This is a genomic window from Massilia sp. BSC265, from assembly GCF_000740675.1.
GTDB lineage: Bacteria > Pseudomonadota > Gammaproteobacteria > Burkholderiales > Burkholderiaceae_D > Telluria.
The window spans coordinates 221,306-238,157 of sequence record NZ_JPXI01000042.1 but is presented as its reverse complement, the minus strand read 5'-3'; the positions used below and the strand labels follow the sequence as shown (position 1 = coordinate 238,157).

At 62.0% G+C, this 16,852-nt stretch carries 14 protein-coding genes; 9 read left to right on the top strand and 5 right to left on the bottom strand.

Annotated elements, in window-relative coordinates:
- Nucleotides 1–14: 14 nt before the first annotated feature.
- Entirely contained in the window at nucleotides 15–893 is an 879-nt protein-coding gene (locus MA09_RS22140; RefSeq protein WP_081897754.1) for a transglutaminase-like domain-containing protein, read from the top strand.
- An 82-nt stretch (nucleotides 894–975) separates the two neighbouring features.
- Here the strand turns inward: MA09_RS22140 and glmS are convergent, their stop codons facing one another.
- Nucleotides 976–2,805, bottom strand: a complete 1,830-nt coding sequence (glmS, locus tag MA09_RS22135) for a glutamine--fructose-6-phosphate transaminase (isomerizing) (RefSeq protein ID WP_036253194.1) — start codon at nucleotides 2,803–2,805, stop codon at nucleotides 976–978.
- Between the two features lie 160 nt (nucleotides 2,806–2,965).
- Here glmS and MA09_RS22130 point away from each other — a divergent pair, with 160 nt between their 5' ends.
- Nucleotides 2,966–3,436, top strand: coding sequence for an Lrp/AsnC family transcriptional regulator (locus MA09_RS22130; RefSeq protein ID WP_036253746.1), 471 nt, complete (start codon nucleotides 2,966–2,968; stop codon nucleotides 3,434–3,436).
- A gap of 111 nt (nucleotides 3,437–3,547) precedes the next feature.
- Here MA09_RS22130 and glmU read toward each other — a convergent pair whose 3' ends face one another.
- A complete protein-coding gene (gene glmU, locus MA09_RS22125) occupies nucleotides 3,548–4,924 on the bottom strand; it encodes a bifunctional UDP-N-acetylglucosamine diphosphorylase/glucosamine-1-phosphate N-acetyltransferase GlmU (RefSeq protein WP_036253193.1) in 1,377 nt (458 codons plus the stop codon).
- A gap of 26 nt (nucleotides 4,925–4,950) precedes the next feature.
- On the opposite strand from glmU, the gene MA09_RS22120 reads away from it, so the two are divergent.
- From MA09_RS22120 to MA09_RS22095, 5 genes are all read left to right on the top strand, one after another.
- The gene (locus MA09_RS22120) at nucleotides 4,951–5,844 is read left to right on the top strand and encodes a DUF6279 family lipoprotein (RefSeq protein WP_051933698.1); all 894 of its coding nucleotides are present in this window, start codon (nucleotides 4,951–4,953) and stop codon (nucleotides 5,842–5,844) included.
- A gap of 45 nt (nucleotides 5,845–5,889) precedes the next feature.
- Complete coding sequence (gene rsmD, locus MA09_RS22115) at nucleotides 5,890–6,534, top strand: 16S rRNA (guanine(966)-N(2))-methyltransferase RsmD (protein WP_036253192.1); 645 nt, start codon at nucleotides 5,890–5,892, stop codon at nucleotides 6,532–6,534.
- 223 nt (nucleotides 6,535–6,757) lie between these two features.
- Nucleotides 6,758–7,258: a pantetheine-phosphate adenylyltransferase gene (gene coaD / locus MA09_RS22110; RefSeq protein ID WP_036253191.1), complete on the top strand. Its 501-nt coding sequence runs from the start codon at nucleotides 6,758–6,760 to the stop codon at nucleotides 7,256–7,258.
- Nucleotides 7,259–7,326: 68 nt separating this feature from the next.
- Complete coding sequence (locus MA09_RS22105) at nucleotides 7,327–7,587, top strand: YfhL family 4Fe-4S dicluster ferredoxin (RefSeq protein WP_036253189.1); 261 nt, start codon at nucleotides 7,327–7,329, stop codon at nucleotides 7,585–7,587.
- Between the two features lie 1,192 nt (nucleotides 7,588–8,779).
- Complete coding sequence (locus MA09_RS22095) at nucleotides 8,780–9,736, top strand: LysR family transcriptional regulator (protein ID WP_036253186.1); 957 nt, start codon at nucleotides 8,780–8,782, stop codon at nucleotides 9,734–9,736.
- A gap of 88 nt (nucleotides 9,737–9,824) precedes the next feature.
- On the opposite strand, the gene MA09_RS22090 is transcribed toward MA09_RS22095, so the two are convergent.
- Nucleotides 9,825–10,280, bottom strand: coding sequence for an Lrp/AsnC ligand binding domain-containing protein (locus MA09_RS22090; RefSeq protein WP_005664065.1), 456 nt, complete (start codon nucleotides 10,278–10,280; stop codon nucleotides 9,825–9,827).
- Nucleotides 10,281–10,495: 215 nt separating this feature from the next.
- Here MA09_RS22090 and putA point away from each other — a divergent pair, with 215 nt between their 5' ends.
- The gene (gene putA / locus MA09_RS22085) at nucleotides 10,496–14,152 is read left to right on the top strand and encodes a trifunctional transcriptional regulator/proline dehydrogenase/L-glutamate gamma-semialdehyde dehydrogenase (protein WP_036253184.1); all 3,657 of its coding nucleotides are present in this window, start codon (nucleotides 10,496–10,498) and stop codon (nucleotides 14,150–14,152) included.
- 237 nt (nucleotides 14,153–14,389) lie between these two features.
- Entirely contained in the window at nucleotides 14,390–15,505 is a 1,116-nt protein-coding gene (gene ald / locus MA09_RS22080; RefSeq protein WP_036253182.1) for an alanine dehydrogenase, read from the top strand.
- Here the strand turns inward: ald and MA09_RS22075 are convergent.
- Together MA09_RS22075 and aac(6') are read right to left on the bottom strand one after the other, a co-directional pair.
- Nucleotides 15,502–16,281: a 5'-methylthioadenosine/adenosylhomocysteine nucleosidase gene (locus MA09_RS22075; RefSeq protein WP_036253180.1), complete on the bottom strand. Its 780-nt coding sequence runs from the start codon at nucleotides 16,279–16,281 to the stop codon at nucleotides 15,502–15,504. The two genes, ald and MA09_RS22075, sit on opposite strands and share 4 nt — an antisense overlap.
- A 28-nt stretch (nucleotides 16,282–16,309) precedes the next feature.
- Nucleotides 16,310–16,756, bottom strand: a complete 447-nt coding sequence (gene aac(6') / locus MA09_RS22070) for an aminoglycoside 6'-N-acetyltransferase (RefSeq protein ID WP_036253178.1) — start codon at nucleotides 16,754–16,756, stop codon at nucleotides 16,310–16,312.
- Nucleotides 16,757–16,852 lie beyond the last annotated feature (96 nt).

Sequence of the window (16,852 nt, the reverse complement as noted above, 5' to 3'; positions counted from 1 at the left end):
ACTTTCAAATTTTCATGAAAAAACTTCTTGTTCTTTTGTTCCTTGTTGCACAGCCATTTTTTGCTTTTGCCCAATCCGGCCGCGCGAATATTTCGGAAAAAATCGACACCACCAATCTGAACCTGAAGACCCTGGGTGAGCAGATAACCGCGACCGACGACACCGACTACAAAAAGGCGAGCACCTTGCTAAGTTGGGTCAGCAATCGTCTGGAGTGGGTGGCGACCGATTACAAACGAAGAACCGTGAAAGAGATCCTGGAACGCGGGGCTGGTAATTGCTATGACCTGGCCCAGGTGTATGTGGAAATCGTGAAGGCCATGGACATCAAGACGCGCTCCATTGCTGAAGTCAACCTGTCGAGGCTTCATCCCGAGCGTCAGGGGCAGGCGGAACAGTTGGTGAAGGAAAAGGGAGCGCGCTATTCCCTGTTTGGCGCCCGCCACAATGATCACCGGTGGCTGGAAGTGTATGACGACACCTCGGGCAAGTGGTTGCCCGTCGATCCGACCATGAATGTGATCGGTGTCGAGCAATGGGTGAAAGCGCGGCTCGGATTCGGCAAACGCATCACGATCGACCCCGCCATTTCAGATGACATGATTGCTCCTTTTGCAGTCTTCGTAACCGGCGCTAGAAGCGACAGCATGGTAGACAACCGCTCCATGTATTACATGGTGGAGCAATTCGACAGGGTATACAACAACGAATTGTCCAAGCTTCCTTCATGGAGCAAATGGGTCGCTTCGATAGCCTTGTTATCCGAACACGCGAAACTGGCCTTCGAAGGCAGGGAGAATCTCCATCTCTACACCACGCAGATCGCGGAACTGGATACGATCTACCAGGATTTGAAGAATGAATACCTGAAGTCCCAGGAAAAAAGGAAGTAAAAGCATAATTAAATAGAAAAGCCCATGTGGCCACTCACGGCACACACGGGCTTTCATTCAGCAAGGCAGGCGCACCGGGCGCTTACTCCACCGTCACCGACTTCGCGAGGTTACGCGGCTTGTCCACATCGGTGCCACGCGCCAGCGCGGTGTGGTAAGCCAGCAGCTGCAGCGCCGCCACGTGCAGGATCGGCGACAGGTCGCCATAGTGCTCCGGCAGGCGGATCACATGCAGGCCGTCGCCCGAGGTGATGCGCGAGTCGACGTCGGCGAACACGTACAGCTGGCCACCGCGCGCACGCACTTCCTGCATGTTCGACTTCAGCTTTTCCAGCAGCGCATCGTTCGGGGCGATCGTGACCACGGGCATTTCTTCGGTGACCAGCGCCAGCGGACCGTGCTTCAGCTCGCCCGCCGGGTAGGCTTCGGCGTGGATGTACGAGATTTCCTTGAGCTTGAGGGCGCCTTCCAGGGCGATCGGGTAGTGCATGCCGCGGCCCAGGAACAGGGCGTTTTCCTTGCGCGCGAATTCTTCGGCCCAGGCCATGATCTGCGGTTCCAGCGCCAGCACCGAGCCCAGCGCGACCGGCAGGTGGCGCATCATCTTGAGGTGCTCGGCTTCTTCTTCGTCGGTCAGGCGGCCGTTGACTTGCGCCAAGGTCAGCGTCAAGAGGAACAGCGCGGCCAGCTGGGTAGTAAACGCCTTGGTCGAGGCCACGCCCACTTCCACGCCGGCGCGGGTGATGTAGGCCAGCTTGCACTCGCGTACCATGGCGCTGGTGGCGACGTTGCAGATGGTGAGCGTGTGCGGCATGCCGAGGCTGCGCGCATGCTTCAGCGCTGCCAGGGTGTCAGCCGTCTCGCCGCTCTGCGAGATAGTCACCACCAGGGTCTGCGGGTGCGGCACGCTGTCGCGGTAGCGGTATTCGCTGGCGATCTCGACGTTGACCGGCACCTTGGCGATGCATTCGATCCAGTACTTCGCGGTCAGGCCGGCGTAGTAGCTGGTGCCGCAGGCCAGGATCAGCACGCGATCGATTTCCTTGAACACCCCGTAGGCGCCGTCGCCGAACAGTTCGGGCATGATGCCGGTCACGCCTTCCAGGGTGTCGCCGATGACGCGCGGCTGTTCGAAGATTTCCTTCTGCATGTAGTGGCGGTACGGGCCCAGCTCGGCCGCGCCGGTGTGGGCGTGCACGGTCTTCACTTCGCGCTCGACCGAACGGCCGTCAACGTCGACGATCCAGTAGCGCGCCAGCTGCAGGTCGACCACGTCGCCTTCTTCGAGGTAGATGATCTGGTTGGTGGTGCCCGCCAGCGCCATCGCGTCCGAGGCAACGAAGTTTTCGTTGTCGCCCACGCCGACGATCAGCGGCGAACCCTGGCGGGCGGCGACCACGCGGTGCGGCTCCTCGCGCGCGAACACGGCGATGGCGTAGGCGCCGTGCAGGCGCTTGACGGCCTGCTGGACGGTGTCGAACAGGTCGCCGTTGTACATGTGGTCGACCAGGTGAGCGATGACTTCGGTGTCGGTCTGGCTGGTGAACTCATAGCCGAGGCCCTTCAGTTCATTGCGCAGCTCGTCGTGGTTTTCGATGATGCCATTGTGGACAAGTGCGATGCGCGCATTGTTTTCGCTCGGGGAGAAGTGCGGGTGGGCATTGTGCGAAGCAGGGGCGCCGTGGGTGGCCCAGCGGGTGTGGGCGATGCCGGTGAAGCCGTCCAAGTCGGCTTCGCGCACCTGGTCTTCGAGCTCGGCAACGCGCGAGGTGCTGCGCGCACGGGTCAGTTTACCGTCCAGGTGCACGGCGACGCCACAGGAATCATAGCCCCGGTATTCGAGACGTTTCAGGCCTTCGATCAGGATGGGGGTGATATTACGCTTGGCGACTGCGCCGACAATACCGCACATGGTTGGACCTCATCTAAAACATTGCAATGAACCAATCGTAGAGCAACACTGTTGAAATAAGCTTTCAGAATTCACCTTGATTTGATAGATTATTTCATGACGATGCAAGCACGAAATATTCTTTCATTTCAGAGCAATTCTTTAATTTTTATTTCACATGATGTTAGATCAACCACTTCTTGACGAGCTAGATCGTCGCATTCTGAATACACTGCAGGCTGATGCATCGCATACGAATGCGGAATTGGCCGAACTTGTACACGTCTCGCCGCCTACTTGTTTGCGCCGGGTGAAACAGCTGACCGACGGCGGCGTCATCGAGCGTCAGGTGGCAATCGTGGATCCGGCCAAGGTGGGCGCCCGCCTGACCGCCATCATCGAGATCACGCTCGACGTGCAGGCAGCCGAACGCCTGGACGAGTTCGAGGTCCTGGTGGCGCAGGATGCCGCAGTCCTGCAGTGCTACCGGGTCAGCCCGGGGCCCGACTTCGTGCTGATCGTGCAGGTGGCCGACATGCCGGCTTACCACGCGCTGGCCCACCGCCTGTTCACCGCGCACGCCAATGTGCGCAATGTGAAAGCCTATTTTTCCACCCACCGCTCCAAGTTCGACACCCGAATCGCGGTGTAGCCAAGCACAAGCATTGTGGATAACTTTGTGGATTGACCCCAGGAGAACCACAGGATAAGCCTGTGTTTTTCCTGGGTTTATCCTGTTTATTTCCTGTCGATACCCGGTGGATTACTTCTTCGTTTTCACCGGACGCGACCAACCTTCGACCGTCAGCTGCTTCGGCCGCGAGATGGTCAGCTTGCCCGCCGGCGCATCCTTGGTCAGCGTCGTGCCCGCTCCCAGGGTGGCGCCCTTGCCCACGGTGACCGGCGCCACCAGCTGGCTGTCGCTGCCGATGAAGGCGTCGTCCTCGATCACGGTGCGGAACTTGTTGGCGCCGTCGTAATTGCAGGTGATGGTGCCGGCGCCGATGTTGACGCGCGAACCGACGGTGGCATCGCCCACGTAGGCCAGGTGGTTGGCCTTGCTGTGCGCGGCGACCTGGCTGTTCTTGATCTCGACGAAATTACCCACATGGACGTCTTCGCCCAGCTCGGTGCCCGGGCGCAGGCGCGCGTAGGGACCGATCTGCGACTTGTCGCCAACCACGGCATCCTCGATGTGGCAGAAGGGCTTGATCTGGGCGCCGGCCCCGATCGTCGCATTCACCAGCACGCAGTGCGGGCCGACCGTCACGCCATCGGCCAGCTCCACGCGGCCTTCGAATACGCAGCCGACGTCGATCACGACATCGCGGCCGCAGACCAGTTCACCGCGCACGTCGATGCGGGCCGGGTCCATCAGCGTGACGCCTTTTTCCAGCAGCGTGGTGGCGATGTTCAGTTGATGGCGGCGCTCGAGCTCGGCCAGCTGGACCTTGCTGTTGACGCCGGCCACTTCCCACTCGGCCGACGGCTGGGCCGAGACGACCGGCACGCCGTCAGCGACAGCCTGGGCCACGATGTCGGTCAGGTAGTACTCGCCCTGGGCATTGTTGTTCGACAGCGCCGCCAGCCAGCGCTTGAGGTGGGCGGTCGGGATGCACATGATGCCGCTGTTGATCTCGCGGATCGCGCGCTCGGCTTCGCTGGCATCCTTCTCTTCGACGATGCGCACGATATTGCCGTTCTCGCGGACGATGCGGCCCAGGCCGAAAGGATTGGCTTGCTCGACCGTCAGAATGGCGAGCTTGTCCGTGCCCGCAGCCTCGACCAGGCGGCCAAGCGAGGCGGCAGTGGTCAGCGGCACATCGCCGTACAGCACCAGGGTCGGCACGCTCTCATCCAGTTGCGGCACCGCCTGCATCACGGCATGGCCGGTACCGAGCTGCGGCTGCTGCAGGGCAGTGTCGATCGTGACACCGGCCTGCTCGGCCAGCTTGCCGACCATCTCCGGCACCGCTGCGCCTCCGTGCCCGTAAATGACGCATAATTTACTCGGCGATAAGTTGCGGGCGGTATCGATGACGTGCCGCAGCAGCGGTTTCCCCGCCAGTGGATGCAAGACTTTCGGCAGCGCAGATTGCATGCGCTTTCCCATGCCGGCGGCGAGGATTACAACGTTCATAAAGCCGTCCTCAAAAAGTTGATAATATGAAAAATTTTATCACGCCGGATACCTTGTTCCGGCGCACTATTGCGTTATGCCTGATCGCACTGTTTGCCCTCGCGGCAGGCTGCAGCTCGGTGCGTTTTACTTATAACCAGGGCGATACCTTACTGTATTGGTGGCTGGATTCCTATGCCGACCTGGAAGGCGAGCAGGCCGATATTGCCAAGCGCGACATCGACAAACTGTTCCAGTGGCACCGCCAGACCCAGCTGCGCGACTACGCGGCACTGCTCGGCACCATGCAGAAGGAACTTGCCGGCAACCCGACCCAGGGCGACCTGATCGGCATCTATCGTGAAATCCGTGTCCGCGGCGAACGGCTGGCAGCCCGCGCCGTGCCAGAGATGACCACCCTCGCACTGTCTATCAAACCGGACCAGATCGCCGATATCGAACGCAAGTTCAACGCAAAAAATGCGGAATATCGCAAGAAATTTGTTGATGGCAGCACCGAGAAGCGCCAGCGTGAACGTTACAAGAAAGCGATGAAGCAGCTCGAACTGTGGTTCGGCAGTTTCAGCCGCGAACAGGAAGACATCCTGCGCAAGGCATCCGATGCACGTCCCCTCGACGGCGACATCTGGCTGCAGGAACGCGTCTGGCGCCAGCGCCGCATCCTTGCCCTGCTGCGCAAGTTTCAGCAGGAACAGCCGAACCGCGAGCAGGCCACGGCCCAGATCACGGCGATGCAGCGCGAATTCTTCAGTCGCACCGAATCGCCTGAGCGCAAGGCCTTCTACGACAACTATCTCGACCAGACCACGAAGTTCATGCTCACCGCGATCCGGATCGCTACCCCGGCACAGAAGAAGCACGCGCATGAACGCATGCAGGGCTGGATCGACGATTTCCAGACCCTGGCGGCCGGCAAGTAGGAGTAAACAGGCTGGGCCGGGTGGCACGATGCTATAGTGCCGCCCATGCAAAAGAAGTCCTCCAAACCCTCCAAACCAGCCCACGGGGCTCCCCGCCTGGCGCCGCGCCAGGTGCGTATCATCGGCGGCGCCTGGAAGCGCGCCCTGCTTCCGGTCCTCGACGCCGAGGGCCTGCGACCGACGCCGGACCGCGTCCGCGAAACCGTCTTCAACTGGATCCGGCACCAGCTCGGCGGCGATTTCGAAAGCGCCAGCTTCCTCGACCTGTTCGCCGGCTCCGGCGCCCTCGGCTTCGAGGCGGCCAGCCGCGGCGCGGCCATGGTGACAATGGTCGACAACCATGGCCCGGCGGCACGCCAGCTCGAGGCCAACCGCGACAAGCTGAAGGCTGACAACGTGAAGGTGCTGCGCGCGGACGCGTTGGCGCTGGTGAAAGACCTGGCCGCACGGGGCCAGCGCTTCGACGTGATTTTCCTGGATCCGCCGTACCAGCTGGGTCTGCTCACCCAAATCCTCCCGCTGTGCCCGGCCATCCTGAACGAAGGCGGGCTGGTCTATGCGGAGACGGGCGAGTCCCTGCCGCTGGAAGCGGAGTTGCCCGAATGGCTGGCCGGCTGGGATGCGATCCGCGCTGATAAAGCCGGCATGGTCTACTACTATTTGCTGAAGCGGAACGACGCCGGCGTTTAAAAGCCTTCGGGCAGCAAAACCTGCACAAAGTTTGGGCAAAAGTCGCCCCAGGCTGGGGCAGTTGCCGGATTTTCAGGCATAATGCGCGTTCTAATAGCGAGGGTGTGAAAAACCGGCACGGCAAGGCGCCGAGTCGAAGACAGTACGCTAGTACGGCGAGACAAGGCAACGCCGCCGTGGCGGAATTTTCATATCCTCAGGGTGATTCTCCAAGGGAGCCGCAATGGTTGTAGCCGTTTATCCAGGTACTTTCGATCCGCTCACGCGTGGCCACGAAGACCTCGTCCGCCGTGCCTCGGGCCTGTTCGACCGCCTGGTCGTCGGCGTAGCCGACAGCAAGAACAAGCGGCCGTTCTTTTCGCTCGACGAACGCCTGGAAATCGCCAATGAAGTGCTGGGCCATTATCCGAACGTGCAGGTCGAGAGCTTCTCCGGCTTGCTGAAGGATTTCGTGCGCCAGCACGATGCGCGCGTGATCGTGCGCGGCCTGCGTGCGGTATCCGACTTCGAATACGAATTCCAGATGGCGGGCATGAACCGCTACCTGCTTCCCGACGTCGAGACCTTGTTTTTGACCCCGTCAGACCAATATCAGTTTATCTCGGGCACCATCGTGCGCGAGATTGCCATGTTGGGCGGCGACGTCTCGAAATTCGTCTTTCCGTCGGTGGACCGTTGGCTGCAGAACAAGATCGCATCGATCAAGGCGGCCCCGGCAGCCTGAGGGATCAGCACCCGGCAGCACATCTGCAGCCCCCAGTAGCAAACCAGCAGCAAGGAACGAGCAAGACCATGGCACTGATGATTACCGACGATTGCATCAACTGCGACGTCTGCGAACCCGAATGCCCGAACGACGCCATTTCGATGGGCGCCGAGTTTTACCAGATCGACCCGCACAAGTGCACCGAGTGCGTCGGCCATTTCGAACAGCCGACCTGTGCGGAGCTGTGCCCGGTCGCGTGCATTCCCATCAACCCTGAATGGCGCGAAACGCGCGAACAACTTCAGGCGAAATACGAACACCTGACTGCCGCCAAGGCAGAAGCTTAATCTCCAAGCCGGCTGCTCTGCCGGCTTTTTCTTTCCTGTTTTTATCCCTTCGGGCACACGCTTGGGCATGCGCACGCACGTCAGGCACCTGTCGCCGGTGTCCTCCTGATTTTCATCGGAACGCCCAACGATCTCAACGAAGAACTTCCTTCTGCTTTCCAGAAACACCCAGACACGGCGGCGCAGTTCCATGAAAAGCATAAGGAAGAGCTCTCCTTCACAGCAGGCTGTCGAGAAGATCAGCTTCTTCCTCGGCAGCCCTGGCTTCGTCCAAACCCATCGACACCGAAGCCGTTTGCTCCATCGAGGACTTGGCGAAGCCGCGCAACTGCGCGCGGAACTAATTTACTGCGCACGGTCCGGAAAACGTCCTGGAGCAGGGACAGGGCCGCGTTCGCATAAGCAGCTACCAATACTCATCAATACACTGTAATAGAAGATGGGATGTGTTGAACCGCTGAGATTGCGCCAATATGTTCGTCTTTCATGCTGCCTACGCCTGCGAAGTTGCATATTTCTTGTTTTGTTTCATGCGATCTCTTGCAAGCGCCGAGATTGGGCGCATCACGCATTTTGTTCATTCATCGTGAATCCAAAGTACGTCATCTTGCAGTCATCGCGCGGAGTCGACAAATTATCCCAGCCTCCCATTTTTAACTCTTCGTGAACTTTGTTAAATCGCCGAGGCAAGAAAACCCGAGTGACGAAGAGTCACCGAACATGCCATGCCGGACGGTCGGCAACCAGGCCGAAACGCGGCACAAGGCGGACGAGGCGGGGAAAACGGACGAAAAAAAACGCGGCGTCCGGAACGGAGGCCGCGTTCAAACGGAGGAAAACGGAATCAGTGGCCCTTGGCCGGGCGCGCCTTCGGCGGGCGGGGGCGCACTGTCAGCACAGCGGCGCGGCCAATACCGACGAGCAGTGGACGGAAAAACATGGCAACACCGCCCAGCAGCGCAAGGCCGGTGGCGGTACGAAGGACCTGGCCGACGGGAACGGCTGCAACGGCAGCGCCGGCGGTCTGGATAAGGGTCAGTGAGGCAGACATAATGCGTATATTGTTCAGTTGTGAACAATATAGTGCGATGCAACATATAAATCTAATTTTGTTCACTGATGACGCTTATGCATTCTGTGAATACTTGAGGTACACTGGAAGCACCTTTTGTATTGCCCTCAATACCTTCTCATGAGCTTTCTGACGCTTGACCTGAACCTGCTGCGCGTCTTCGACGCAGTGATGACCGAGCAAAATCTCACTCGCGCCGCCGGGCACCTCGCGATGACCCAGCCGGCGGTCTCGAACGCGATCAAGCGGCTGCGCGAGAGTCTTGGGGACGAGCTCCTGATCCGCACCGCCTATGGCGTCAAGCCGACCCCGCGCGCGGAAGCGCTGTGGCCGGCCGTACGCCAGGCGCTGGCCGCCTTGGAAGCAGCCGTGATGCCGGAAACCTTCGACGTCTCGAAGGCGCAGGCAACCTTCCGGATGGCAATGGCCGATGCGACCGCGGCCCTGTGGCTGCCTTCGCTGATGCGCTCGATCGAGCGCGAAGCGCCGGGCGTGAACATCCGCATGGTGCCCCTGACCACGCGCGAACCGCGGCCGATGCTGCTGCGCGGCGACATCGACCTGGCGGTGGGCTTCTTCCCGGGCGTGGCGGCCCAGCTGTCCTACGAGACCGGTTCGCCGATCCGCCACGAGCGCCTGTATTCGGGCGTTTACGTGTGCGTGATGCGCAAGGACCACCCGCTGGCCAAGGAAAAACTCGACCTCGACACCTATTGCAAGGCCAACCACCTCCTGGTGAGTTTTTCAGGGCGCGCGCACGGCCTGGTCGACGAAGCGCTGGCCCAGATCGGTCGCGAGCGCCGCATCCTGCTGACTGTGAACCAGTTCTTCACGGCGGGGCGTGTGGTGGCGAATTCGGATCTGATCACGGTGCTGCCGAAGCACCTGATGGTCTCGACCGGCATGACGGATGCGCTGGTCTGGCGCGAGCTGCCTTTCCAGCTGCCGGCCGTGCACCTGGACATGCTCTGGCACGAGCGCGACGGCCGCAGCCCGGCGCACCGCTGGCTGCGCAAGAACCTGGAAAGTATGGCCGAGAGTGCGTCGCCGAAGACGGGCGCCCGCAAAGTCGTCTGAATGATTTTTGACCGTCGTGAGGCGGTCGCTACACCGCTTTTCGTAGGGTGGGCAGGTTTCCTGCCCACCCTACGAAAAGCCAAATCGTTCAGCGAATCGGCAGCTTGGTGGTGTTCTTGACCTCTTCCATCACCGCATACGTGTGCGTTTCGCGCACGCCTTTCTGCAGCAAGGTCTTGCCGAGGAATTCGCGGTAAGCGGCCATGTCCTTGACGCGTGCCTTGACCAGGTAGTCGAAGCCGCCCGCCACCATGTGGCATTCCAGCACTTCCGGAATCATCTGGACGCTCTGTTTGAATGCATCGAACACCTCGGGAGTGGTACGATCGAGCACCACCTCGATGAACACCAGCAGCGACACATCCAGCAGCTGCGGATTGAGCTGGGCGGTGTAGCCCATGATGTAGCCGGACTCGTGCAGCTTGCGCACGCGCTCCAGGCAGGCGGCAGGAGACAGGTTGACACGCGCCGCCAGTTCGACGTTGCTGATTCGCCCGTCGTTCTGGAGTTCCGCCAGAATTTTCTTACTGATCTTGTCGAGCATGGTCTCTCTCCAGCCATGTAAATATTATTTGGTCAGATTGTCGCACCAAAAACTATCTTTTGCTAGTCTGTCGTAAAAACAGAATTAATCCAGAAGATTTCCTTCTACAATCGAATCATTCCAAGGTATTGCGCAGCACGCCGTCCGCCATTCTCGCGGGTCGGCGTTTTTTGCTGCGTCGAGCCTGTGTTTGATTCCTTTTTAGAAGACTCACCATGCACATTGACGCTGCCCTGGCTGCCACCTCGGCCTCCGATTTCGTTCCTTTCGATGCCCTCCAGCTCGAGGTCAAGCGCGACCAGACTCCGCTGCGCAAAGCCATCACCAATGCCTACCGTCGCGACGAAACCGAGGCTGTCCAGTGGCTGCTGGCCCAGGGAGCAAGCGCCAACGCCGACGCCTACATGCTGGCGCACCGCCTGGTCTCGAGCGTGCGCGACAAGCGCACCCGTGCCTCGGGCGTGGACGCCCTGATGCACGAGTTTTCGCTGTCGTCGGAAGAAGGCGTGGCGCTGATGTGCCTGGCCGAAGCGCTGCTGCGCATCCCGGACAGCGAAACCGCCGACCGCCTCATCGCCGACAAGATCAGCAAGGGCGACTGGAAGAAGCACCTGGGCGAATCGCCTTCGCTGTTCGTCAACGCAGCGACCTGGGGCCTGCTCATCACCGGTAAACTGGTCTCGACCAACAGCGAAAAAAACCTGGGATCGGCGCTCACCCGCCTGATCGCCAAGGGCGGCGAACCCTTGATTCGCAAGGGTGTCGACATGGCCATGCGCATGCTGGGCAACCAGTTCGTCACCGGCCAGACCATCGACGAAGCCCTCAAAAATAGCCGCGAGAACGAAAGCCGCGGCTACCGCTATTCCTACGACATGCTGGGCGAAGCCGCGCTGACCGAAAGCGACGCCAGGAACTACTACGCCTCGTACGAGACTGCGATCCACGCGATCGGCAAGGCCTCGAACGGCCGCGGCATCAAGGACGGCCCGGGCATCTCGATCAAGCTGTCGGCCCTGCACCCGCGCTACAGCCGCGCGCAGTACAGCCGCGTGATGGGCGAGCTGCTGCCGCGCGTGCGCAGCCTGGTGCTGCTGGCCAAGCAGTACAACATCGGCATCAACATCGATGCGGAAGAAGCCGATCGCCTCGAGATCTCGCTCGACATGCTGGAAGCGCTGGCTTTCGATCCCGAGCTCAGCGGCTTCGAGGGCATCGGCCTGGTGGTGCAGGCATATCAAAAACGCTGCCCCTTCGTGATCGACTTCGTGGTCGACCTGGCCAAGCGCAGCGGCCGCAAGTTCATGGTGCGCCTGGTGAAGGGCGCCTACTGGGACGCCGAGATCAAGCGCGCCCAGGTCGAGGGCATGCCGGGCTATCCGGTTTACACCCGCAAGGTGTACACCGACGTGTCCTACCTCACCTGCGCGCGCAAGCTCTTGGACGCCAGCGACATCCTCTACCCGCAGTTCGCCACCCACAACGCGCACTCGCTGTCGGTGATCTACACCTGGGCCAAGGCCGCCGGCATCACCAACTACGAATTCCAGTGCCTGCACGGCATGGGCGAGACCCTGTACGACCAGGTGGTCGGCCCGCGCAAGCTGGACAAGGCCTGCCGCATCTACGCGCCGGTCGGTTCGCACGAAACCCTGCTCGCCTACCTGGTGCGCCGCCTGCTGGAAAACGGCGCCAACTCCTCGTTCGTGAACCAGATCGTGGACGAGAAGGTGGCCATCGACACCCTGCTGGCCGATCCCTTCGAGGGGGCGCGCGCCGCCGGCGGCAAACCACATCCGGCCATCCCGCTGCCGCTGCAGCTGTTCGGCGCCGAGCGCAAGAATTCAAGCGGCCTGGACCTGGTCAACGAGAACATCCTGACCACAGTCGCCGAAGGCCTGGCCAGGCAGCGCCAGCACAGCGCCGCGCCGCTGATCGCCGGCCCGGTGGAGGCGAGCGAAGCGGCCAAGATCGTCAACCCGGCGGTATCGAGCGATATCGTCGGCGACGTGCGCGAAGCCACGCGCAAGGACGTGGAAACCGCGCTGGCTGCCGCTGCCGCCTATGCCGGCGAATGGGAAAGCACGCCTGTCGAGACCCGCGCCGCCATGCTCGAGCGCACCGCCGACCTGTTCGAGCAGAACGGCACCGAACTGATGGCCCTGGCCGTGCGCGAAGCCGGCAAGTCGCTGCCGAACGCGATCGCCGAACTGCGCGAAGCGGTCGACTTCCTGCGCTACTATGCGGTGCAGATCCGCGCATCCAAGGCGGACGGCGCACTGGGGCCGGTGACTTGCATCTCGCCGTGGAACTTCCCGCTGGCGATCTTCACCGGCCAGGTGGCGGCTGCCCTCGCGGCCGGCAACGTGGTGCTGGCCAAGCCGGCCGAGCAGACCCCGCTAATCGCACACCGCGCCGTCGAACTGTTCATCGAGGCGGGCTGCCCGCATGCGGCGCTGCAGCTGCTGCCGGGCCGCGGCGAAGTGGTCGGTGCCGCATTGACTTCGGATACGCGCGTGAAAGGCGTGATCTTCACCGGCTCCACCGAGGTGGCGCAGCTGATCAACCGTACGCTCGCAAAACGTGCCGAACAGGAAGGCATCGACATCCCGCTGGTGGCCGAAACCGGCGGCCAGAACGCGCTGATCGTCGATTCCTCGGCGCTGCCTGAGCAGGTGGTGCAGGACGTGCTGTCCTCGGCCTTCGACTCCGCCGGCCAGCGCTGCTCGGCGCTGCGTGTGCTGTTCCTGCAGGAAGACATCGCCGACAAGACCATCACCATGCTCAAGGGCGCGATGCAGGAACTGCGCGTCGGTTCGCCGGACCGCCTGGCCACCGACATCGGCCCGGTGATCGACGCAGAAGCCCAGCGCAACCTGCTGGCCCACATCGAGCGCATGCGCGCCACCGCGCGCAGCCATTTCGCGCTCGAGCTGCCCGAGAGCGTGACGGGACAAGGCACCTTCGTGCCGCCGACCGTGCTGGAAATCGGCTCGATGGCGGAACTGAAGCATGAAGTCTTCGGCCCGGTGCTGCACATCGTGCGCTACCGCCGTGCCGACCTGCCGAAAGTGGTCGACACCATCAACGCCACCGGCTACGGCCTGACCCTGGGCGTGCATTCGCGTATCGACGAGACCATCGACTTCATCGTCTCGCGCGCCCATGTCGGCAACATCTATGTGAACCGCAACATCGTCGGCGCAGTCGTGGGCGTGCAGCCTTTCGGCGGCGAGGGCAAATCGGGCACCGGTCCGAAGGCCGGCGGTCCGCTCTACCTGAAGCGCCTGCAGCGCCATGCTGCGCCGTTGATGGAGCACAGCCGTACGTTCGACGCAGGCCTCGATGCGCTGCTCGGCTGGCTGCGCAACAACGGCCATCCTGACCTGGCAACGCTGGCGCAAGGCTACGGCCGCACTTCCTTGAGTGGCGTCGAGATCGCCCTGCCGGGTCCGACCGGCGAGCGTAATACCCTGGCCTTCACGCCGCGCGGCACCGTACTGTGCGCGCCGAAGACGGCTGCCGGCCTGCTCAACCAATTGGCCGCAAGCCTCGCCAACGGCAACCGCGCCCTGATGCTGGCCACGCCGGATTTGATCCCGGCCAACCTGCCGGCGCTGGTGAAGGAGCGCGTGCGCTTCATCGGGGGCGATGAAGTCGACGCCAGCGAATTCCAGATCGCGCTGCTGGAGGAGGGAGTGAACGGTTCGCTGCGGGCAAAGCTGGCGGCGCGTCCCGGCGCGATCGTGGGCATCGTCGACACGGGCGCCACGGAGCCGGTCGCCCTGTGGCGGCTGGTGGCGGAACGGGCGGTGTGCGTCAACACCACCGCGGCTGGCGGCAACGCAAGCCTGATGACGTTGGGAGTGTAATCATCACGGGGAGCGCGAGCTCCCCTTTTTTTGTAGGGTGGGCGGCTTTGCCGCCCACGCGGCGATCGCTAACGGCGCCGATTTCGCGCTCGACGATCTTGCTGCAACTATCACCGCGTGGGCGTTTGTAATTCCAGGGCACTGCCCGAAATTACCCCGCCCACCCTACAAAAATCTTCAAAGCAGGAGTAGCGTAGCAAAGCAGGAGTCTCATTCTTATAAAACTTGGAGGTAGACATGCTTGTTGGCGTACCAAAGGAGATCAAGAATCACGAGTACCGTGTCGGGCTGACCCCGCCCTCGGTGCGCGAATTGACGTTACGCGGTGTCGACGTCGTCGTGCAGCGCGGCGCCGGCGAGCAGATCGGGCTCTCGGACGAGCAGTACATGGCGGCCGGCGCCAGCATCGTGGAGACGGCCAGGGAAGTCTTCGCGCGCGCCGACATGATCGTCAAGGTCAAGGAGCCGCAGCCTCTTGAGTGCGCGATGCTGCGCGAAGGACAGGTGCTCTACACCTACCTGCACCTGGCGCCGGATCCCGAACAAACCGCTGCCCTGGTGAAATCCGGCGCGGTCTGCATCGCCTACGAAACCATCACCGGCGCGGGCGGCGGCCTGCCGCTGCTGGCGCCGATGAGCGAAGTGGCCGGCCGCATGGCGATCCAGGCCGGCGCCGCGCACCTGGAAAAATCGAAGGGCGGCATGGGCCTGCTGCTGGGCGGCGTCCCGGGCGTCGCCGCCGCCCACGTGGTGATCATCGGCGCCGGCGTGGTCGGCACCAATGCGCTGCAGATGGCCGTCGGTACCGGTGCGCGCGTGACGGTGCTCGACAAGAACGTCGACCGCCTGCGCCAGCTCGACCTGGTCTACGGCAACCGCATCTCCACGCTCTACTCCAACGCGCATGCGATCGAAGAGGCGGTGGTATCAAGCGACCTGGTGATCGGCGGCGTGCTGGTGCCGGGTGCCGCGGCGCCGAAGCTGGTCACCCGCGACATGATCGCGCGCATGAGGAAGGGCGCGGTGGTGGTGGACGTGGCGATCGACCAGGGTGGCTGCTTCGAGACCTCGCACCCGACCACCCATGCCGATCCGACGTTCGTGGTCGACGGCGTGATCCACTACTGCGTGGCGAACATGCCGGGCGCGGTGGCGCGCACCTCCACCTTCGCGCTCAACAACGCAACCATCGGCCACGCCGTGGCACTGGCGACCAAGGGCTGGCGGCAGGCATTGTCGGACGACGTCCACCTGCGCAACGGCCTGAACGTCTGCCAGGGCAAGGTCACTTACGAAGCCGTCGCCCGGGACCTCAAGGTCGACTACGTGCCGGCAGAGTCGCTGCTGGGCTAGGTTTGCACCGACAAGGGCGCATTCGCCAAGTCCCGGCACACCCGCCGGGTAATCTGGAAAGCGTACTGCGCGGCCACCGATTTCACGAATCGCATGAAATCGGTGGCCGCGTTTTCATTGGCGTTGTCGGAGATGGTACGGATGACGGCGCAGGGCACGCCGAGCTCGTGGCACACCTGCGCCACCGCGGCGCCTTCCATTTCGACCGCCACCAGGCCGGGAAGGGCCTCGTTGAGCGCATTCAGGCGCAGGCGGTCGGCCATGAACTGGTCGCCGCTCGCCACCAGGCCGCGGTGCACGCGGGGCTGCACCAGGCGGAATTCGCGCCGTTCGCCCTCGCCGATCGCACTGGTGAAATCCTGCTCGAGAAAGTCATGGGCGGCGCGCGACAGGCGCATCGACAGCTGCAGATCGGGCTGGAAGTGCGTCAGGCCAGTCAATGGCACCTCGAAACGGGGGAAGAGCGGGCTCGCATCCATGTCGTGCTGGACCAGGGCTTCCGCCACCACGATATCGCCCACCTGCACCGTTCTATCCCCTGCGCCGGCCACGCCGGTAAAGAGGATGTGGGTAACTCCGAACTTCTCCACAAGCGTTGTGGCTGTCATGGCAGCTGCAACCTTGCCAATTCGCGATAGAACGCACACAGCGTCGATTTCCCACAGTGTTCCTGCCCAGTACTCGCGCATGCCATGGATGAGCTTGGCGGGCCCTCTCATGGCTTCTACGAGCCCCAGCTGTTCTTCGTACAGCGCACTGATGATCCCCAGTCGCATGTTTTTCCTTGTTTTTCTTGCGTTTTTATTATGAAAGCAGCTTGCGGAAGTAGACCACACGCTCGGTTTCGGCAAATCCCAGCGCCCGGTGCATGGCATGGCTCGCCGTATTCTCGAGCAAGGCATCCGACGCCATCTCCGTGCAGCCCTGGCGCCTAACCCATTCTTCCGCGGTTTGCACCAGCATGGCAGCGATTCCCTGCTTACGGAAGGCTGGATCGACGTACAGGCCTTCCAGGAAGCCGACAGGAGACGACGCGGTGCCGTTGACGTAATCGCTGCGCAGCGCCACTTCGACCAGTCCCTGAGGCTCTCCAAGGCGCGAGCAGGCGATGAACTGTGCATAACGGCCGGGTTGTGCACATAGCTCCTGCATTTCCTGCAAGTGTTTGTCGCGATCGTCAAGCCACAAGGCCATGCGCAGCTGCAGCCAGCCGGCTTGTTCAACGCTTGTGCACGGTTTAATCGAACTCATGAGGCCGCTGATTCGGACGCTTGAGCGTGCATTTTGCTTGTCTTACGAGCGTGAGGCCAGCAAAAGCTGCTTTTCCGGGGCTTTTCCAGACTTTCC

Coding starts and splice junctions, on each gene's coding strand:
- MA09_RS22140 (WP_081897754.1), top strand. CDS start 15: ATGAAAAAACTTCTTGTTCTTTTGTTCCTTGTTGCACAGCCATTTTTT.
- glmS (WP_036253194.1), bottom strand. CDS start 2,805: ATGTGCGGTATTGTCGGCGCAGTCGCCAAGCGTAATATCACCCCCATC.
- MA09_RS22130 (WP_036253746.1), top strand. CDS start 2,966: ATGTTAGATCAACCACTTCTTGACGAGCTAGATCGTCGCATTCTGAAT.
- glmU (WP_036253193.1), bottom strand. CDS start 4,924: ATGAACGTTGTAATCCTCGCCGCCGGCATGGGAAAGCGCATGCAATCT.
- MA09_RS22120 (WP_051933698.1), top strand. CDS start 4,951: ATGAAAAATTTTATCACGCCGGATACCTTGTTCCGGCGCACTATTGCG.
- rsmD (WP_036253192.1), top strand. CDS start 5,890: ATGCAAAAGAAGTCCTCCAAACCCTCCAAACCAGCCCACGGGGCTCCC.
- coaD (WP_036253191.1), top strand. CDS start 6,758: ATGGTTGTAGCCGTTTATCCAGGTACTTTCGATCCGCTCACGCGTGGC.
- MA09_RS22105 (WP_036253189.1), top strand. CDS start 7,327: ATGGCACTGATGATTACCGACGATTGCATCAACTGCGACGTCTGCGAA.
- MA09_RS22095 (WP_036253186.1), top strand. CDS start 8,780: ATGAGCTTTCTGACGCTTGACCTGAACCTGCTGCGCGTCTTCGACGCA.
- MA09_RS22090 (WP_005664065.1), bottom strand. CDS start 10,280: ATGCTCGACAAGATCAGTAAGAAAATTCTGGCGGAACTCCAGAACGAC.
- putA (WP_036253184.1), top strand. CDS start 10,496: ATGCACATTGACGCTGCCCTGGCTGCCACCTCGGCCTCCGATTTCGTT.
- ald (WP_036253182.1), top strand. CDS start 14,390: ATGCTTGTTGGCGTACCAAAGGAGATCAAGAATCACGAGTACCGTGTC.
- MA09_RS22075 (WP_036253180.1), bottom strand. CDS start 16,281: ATGCGACTGGGGATCATCAGTGCGCTGTACGAAGAACAGCTGGGGCTC.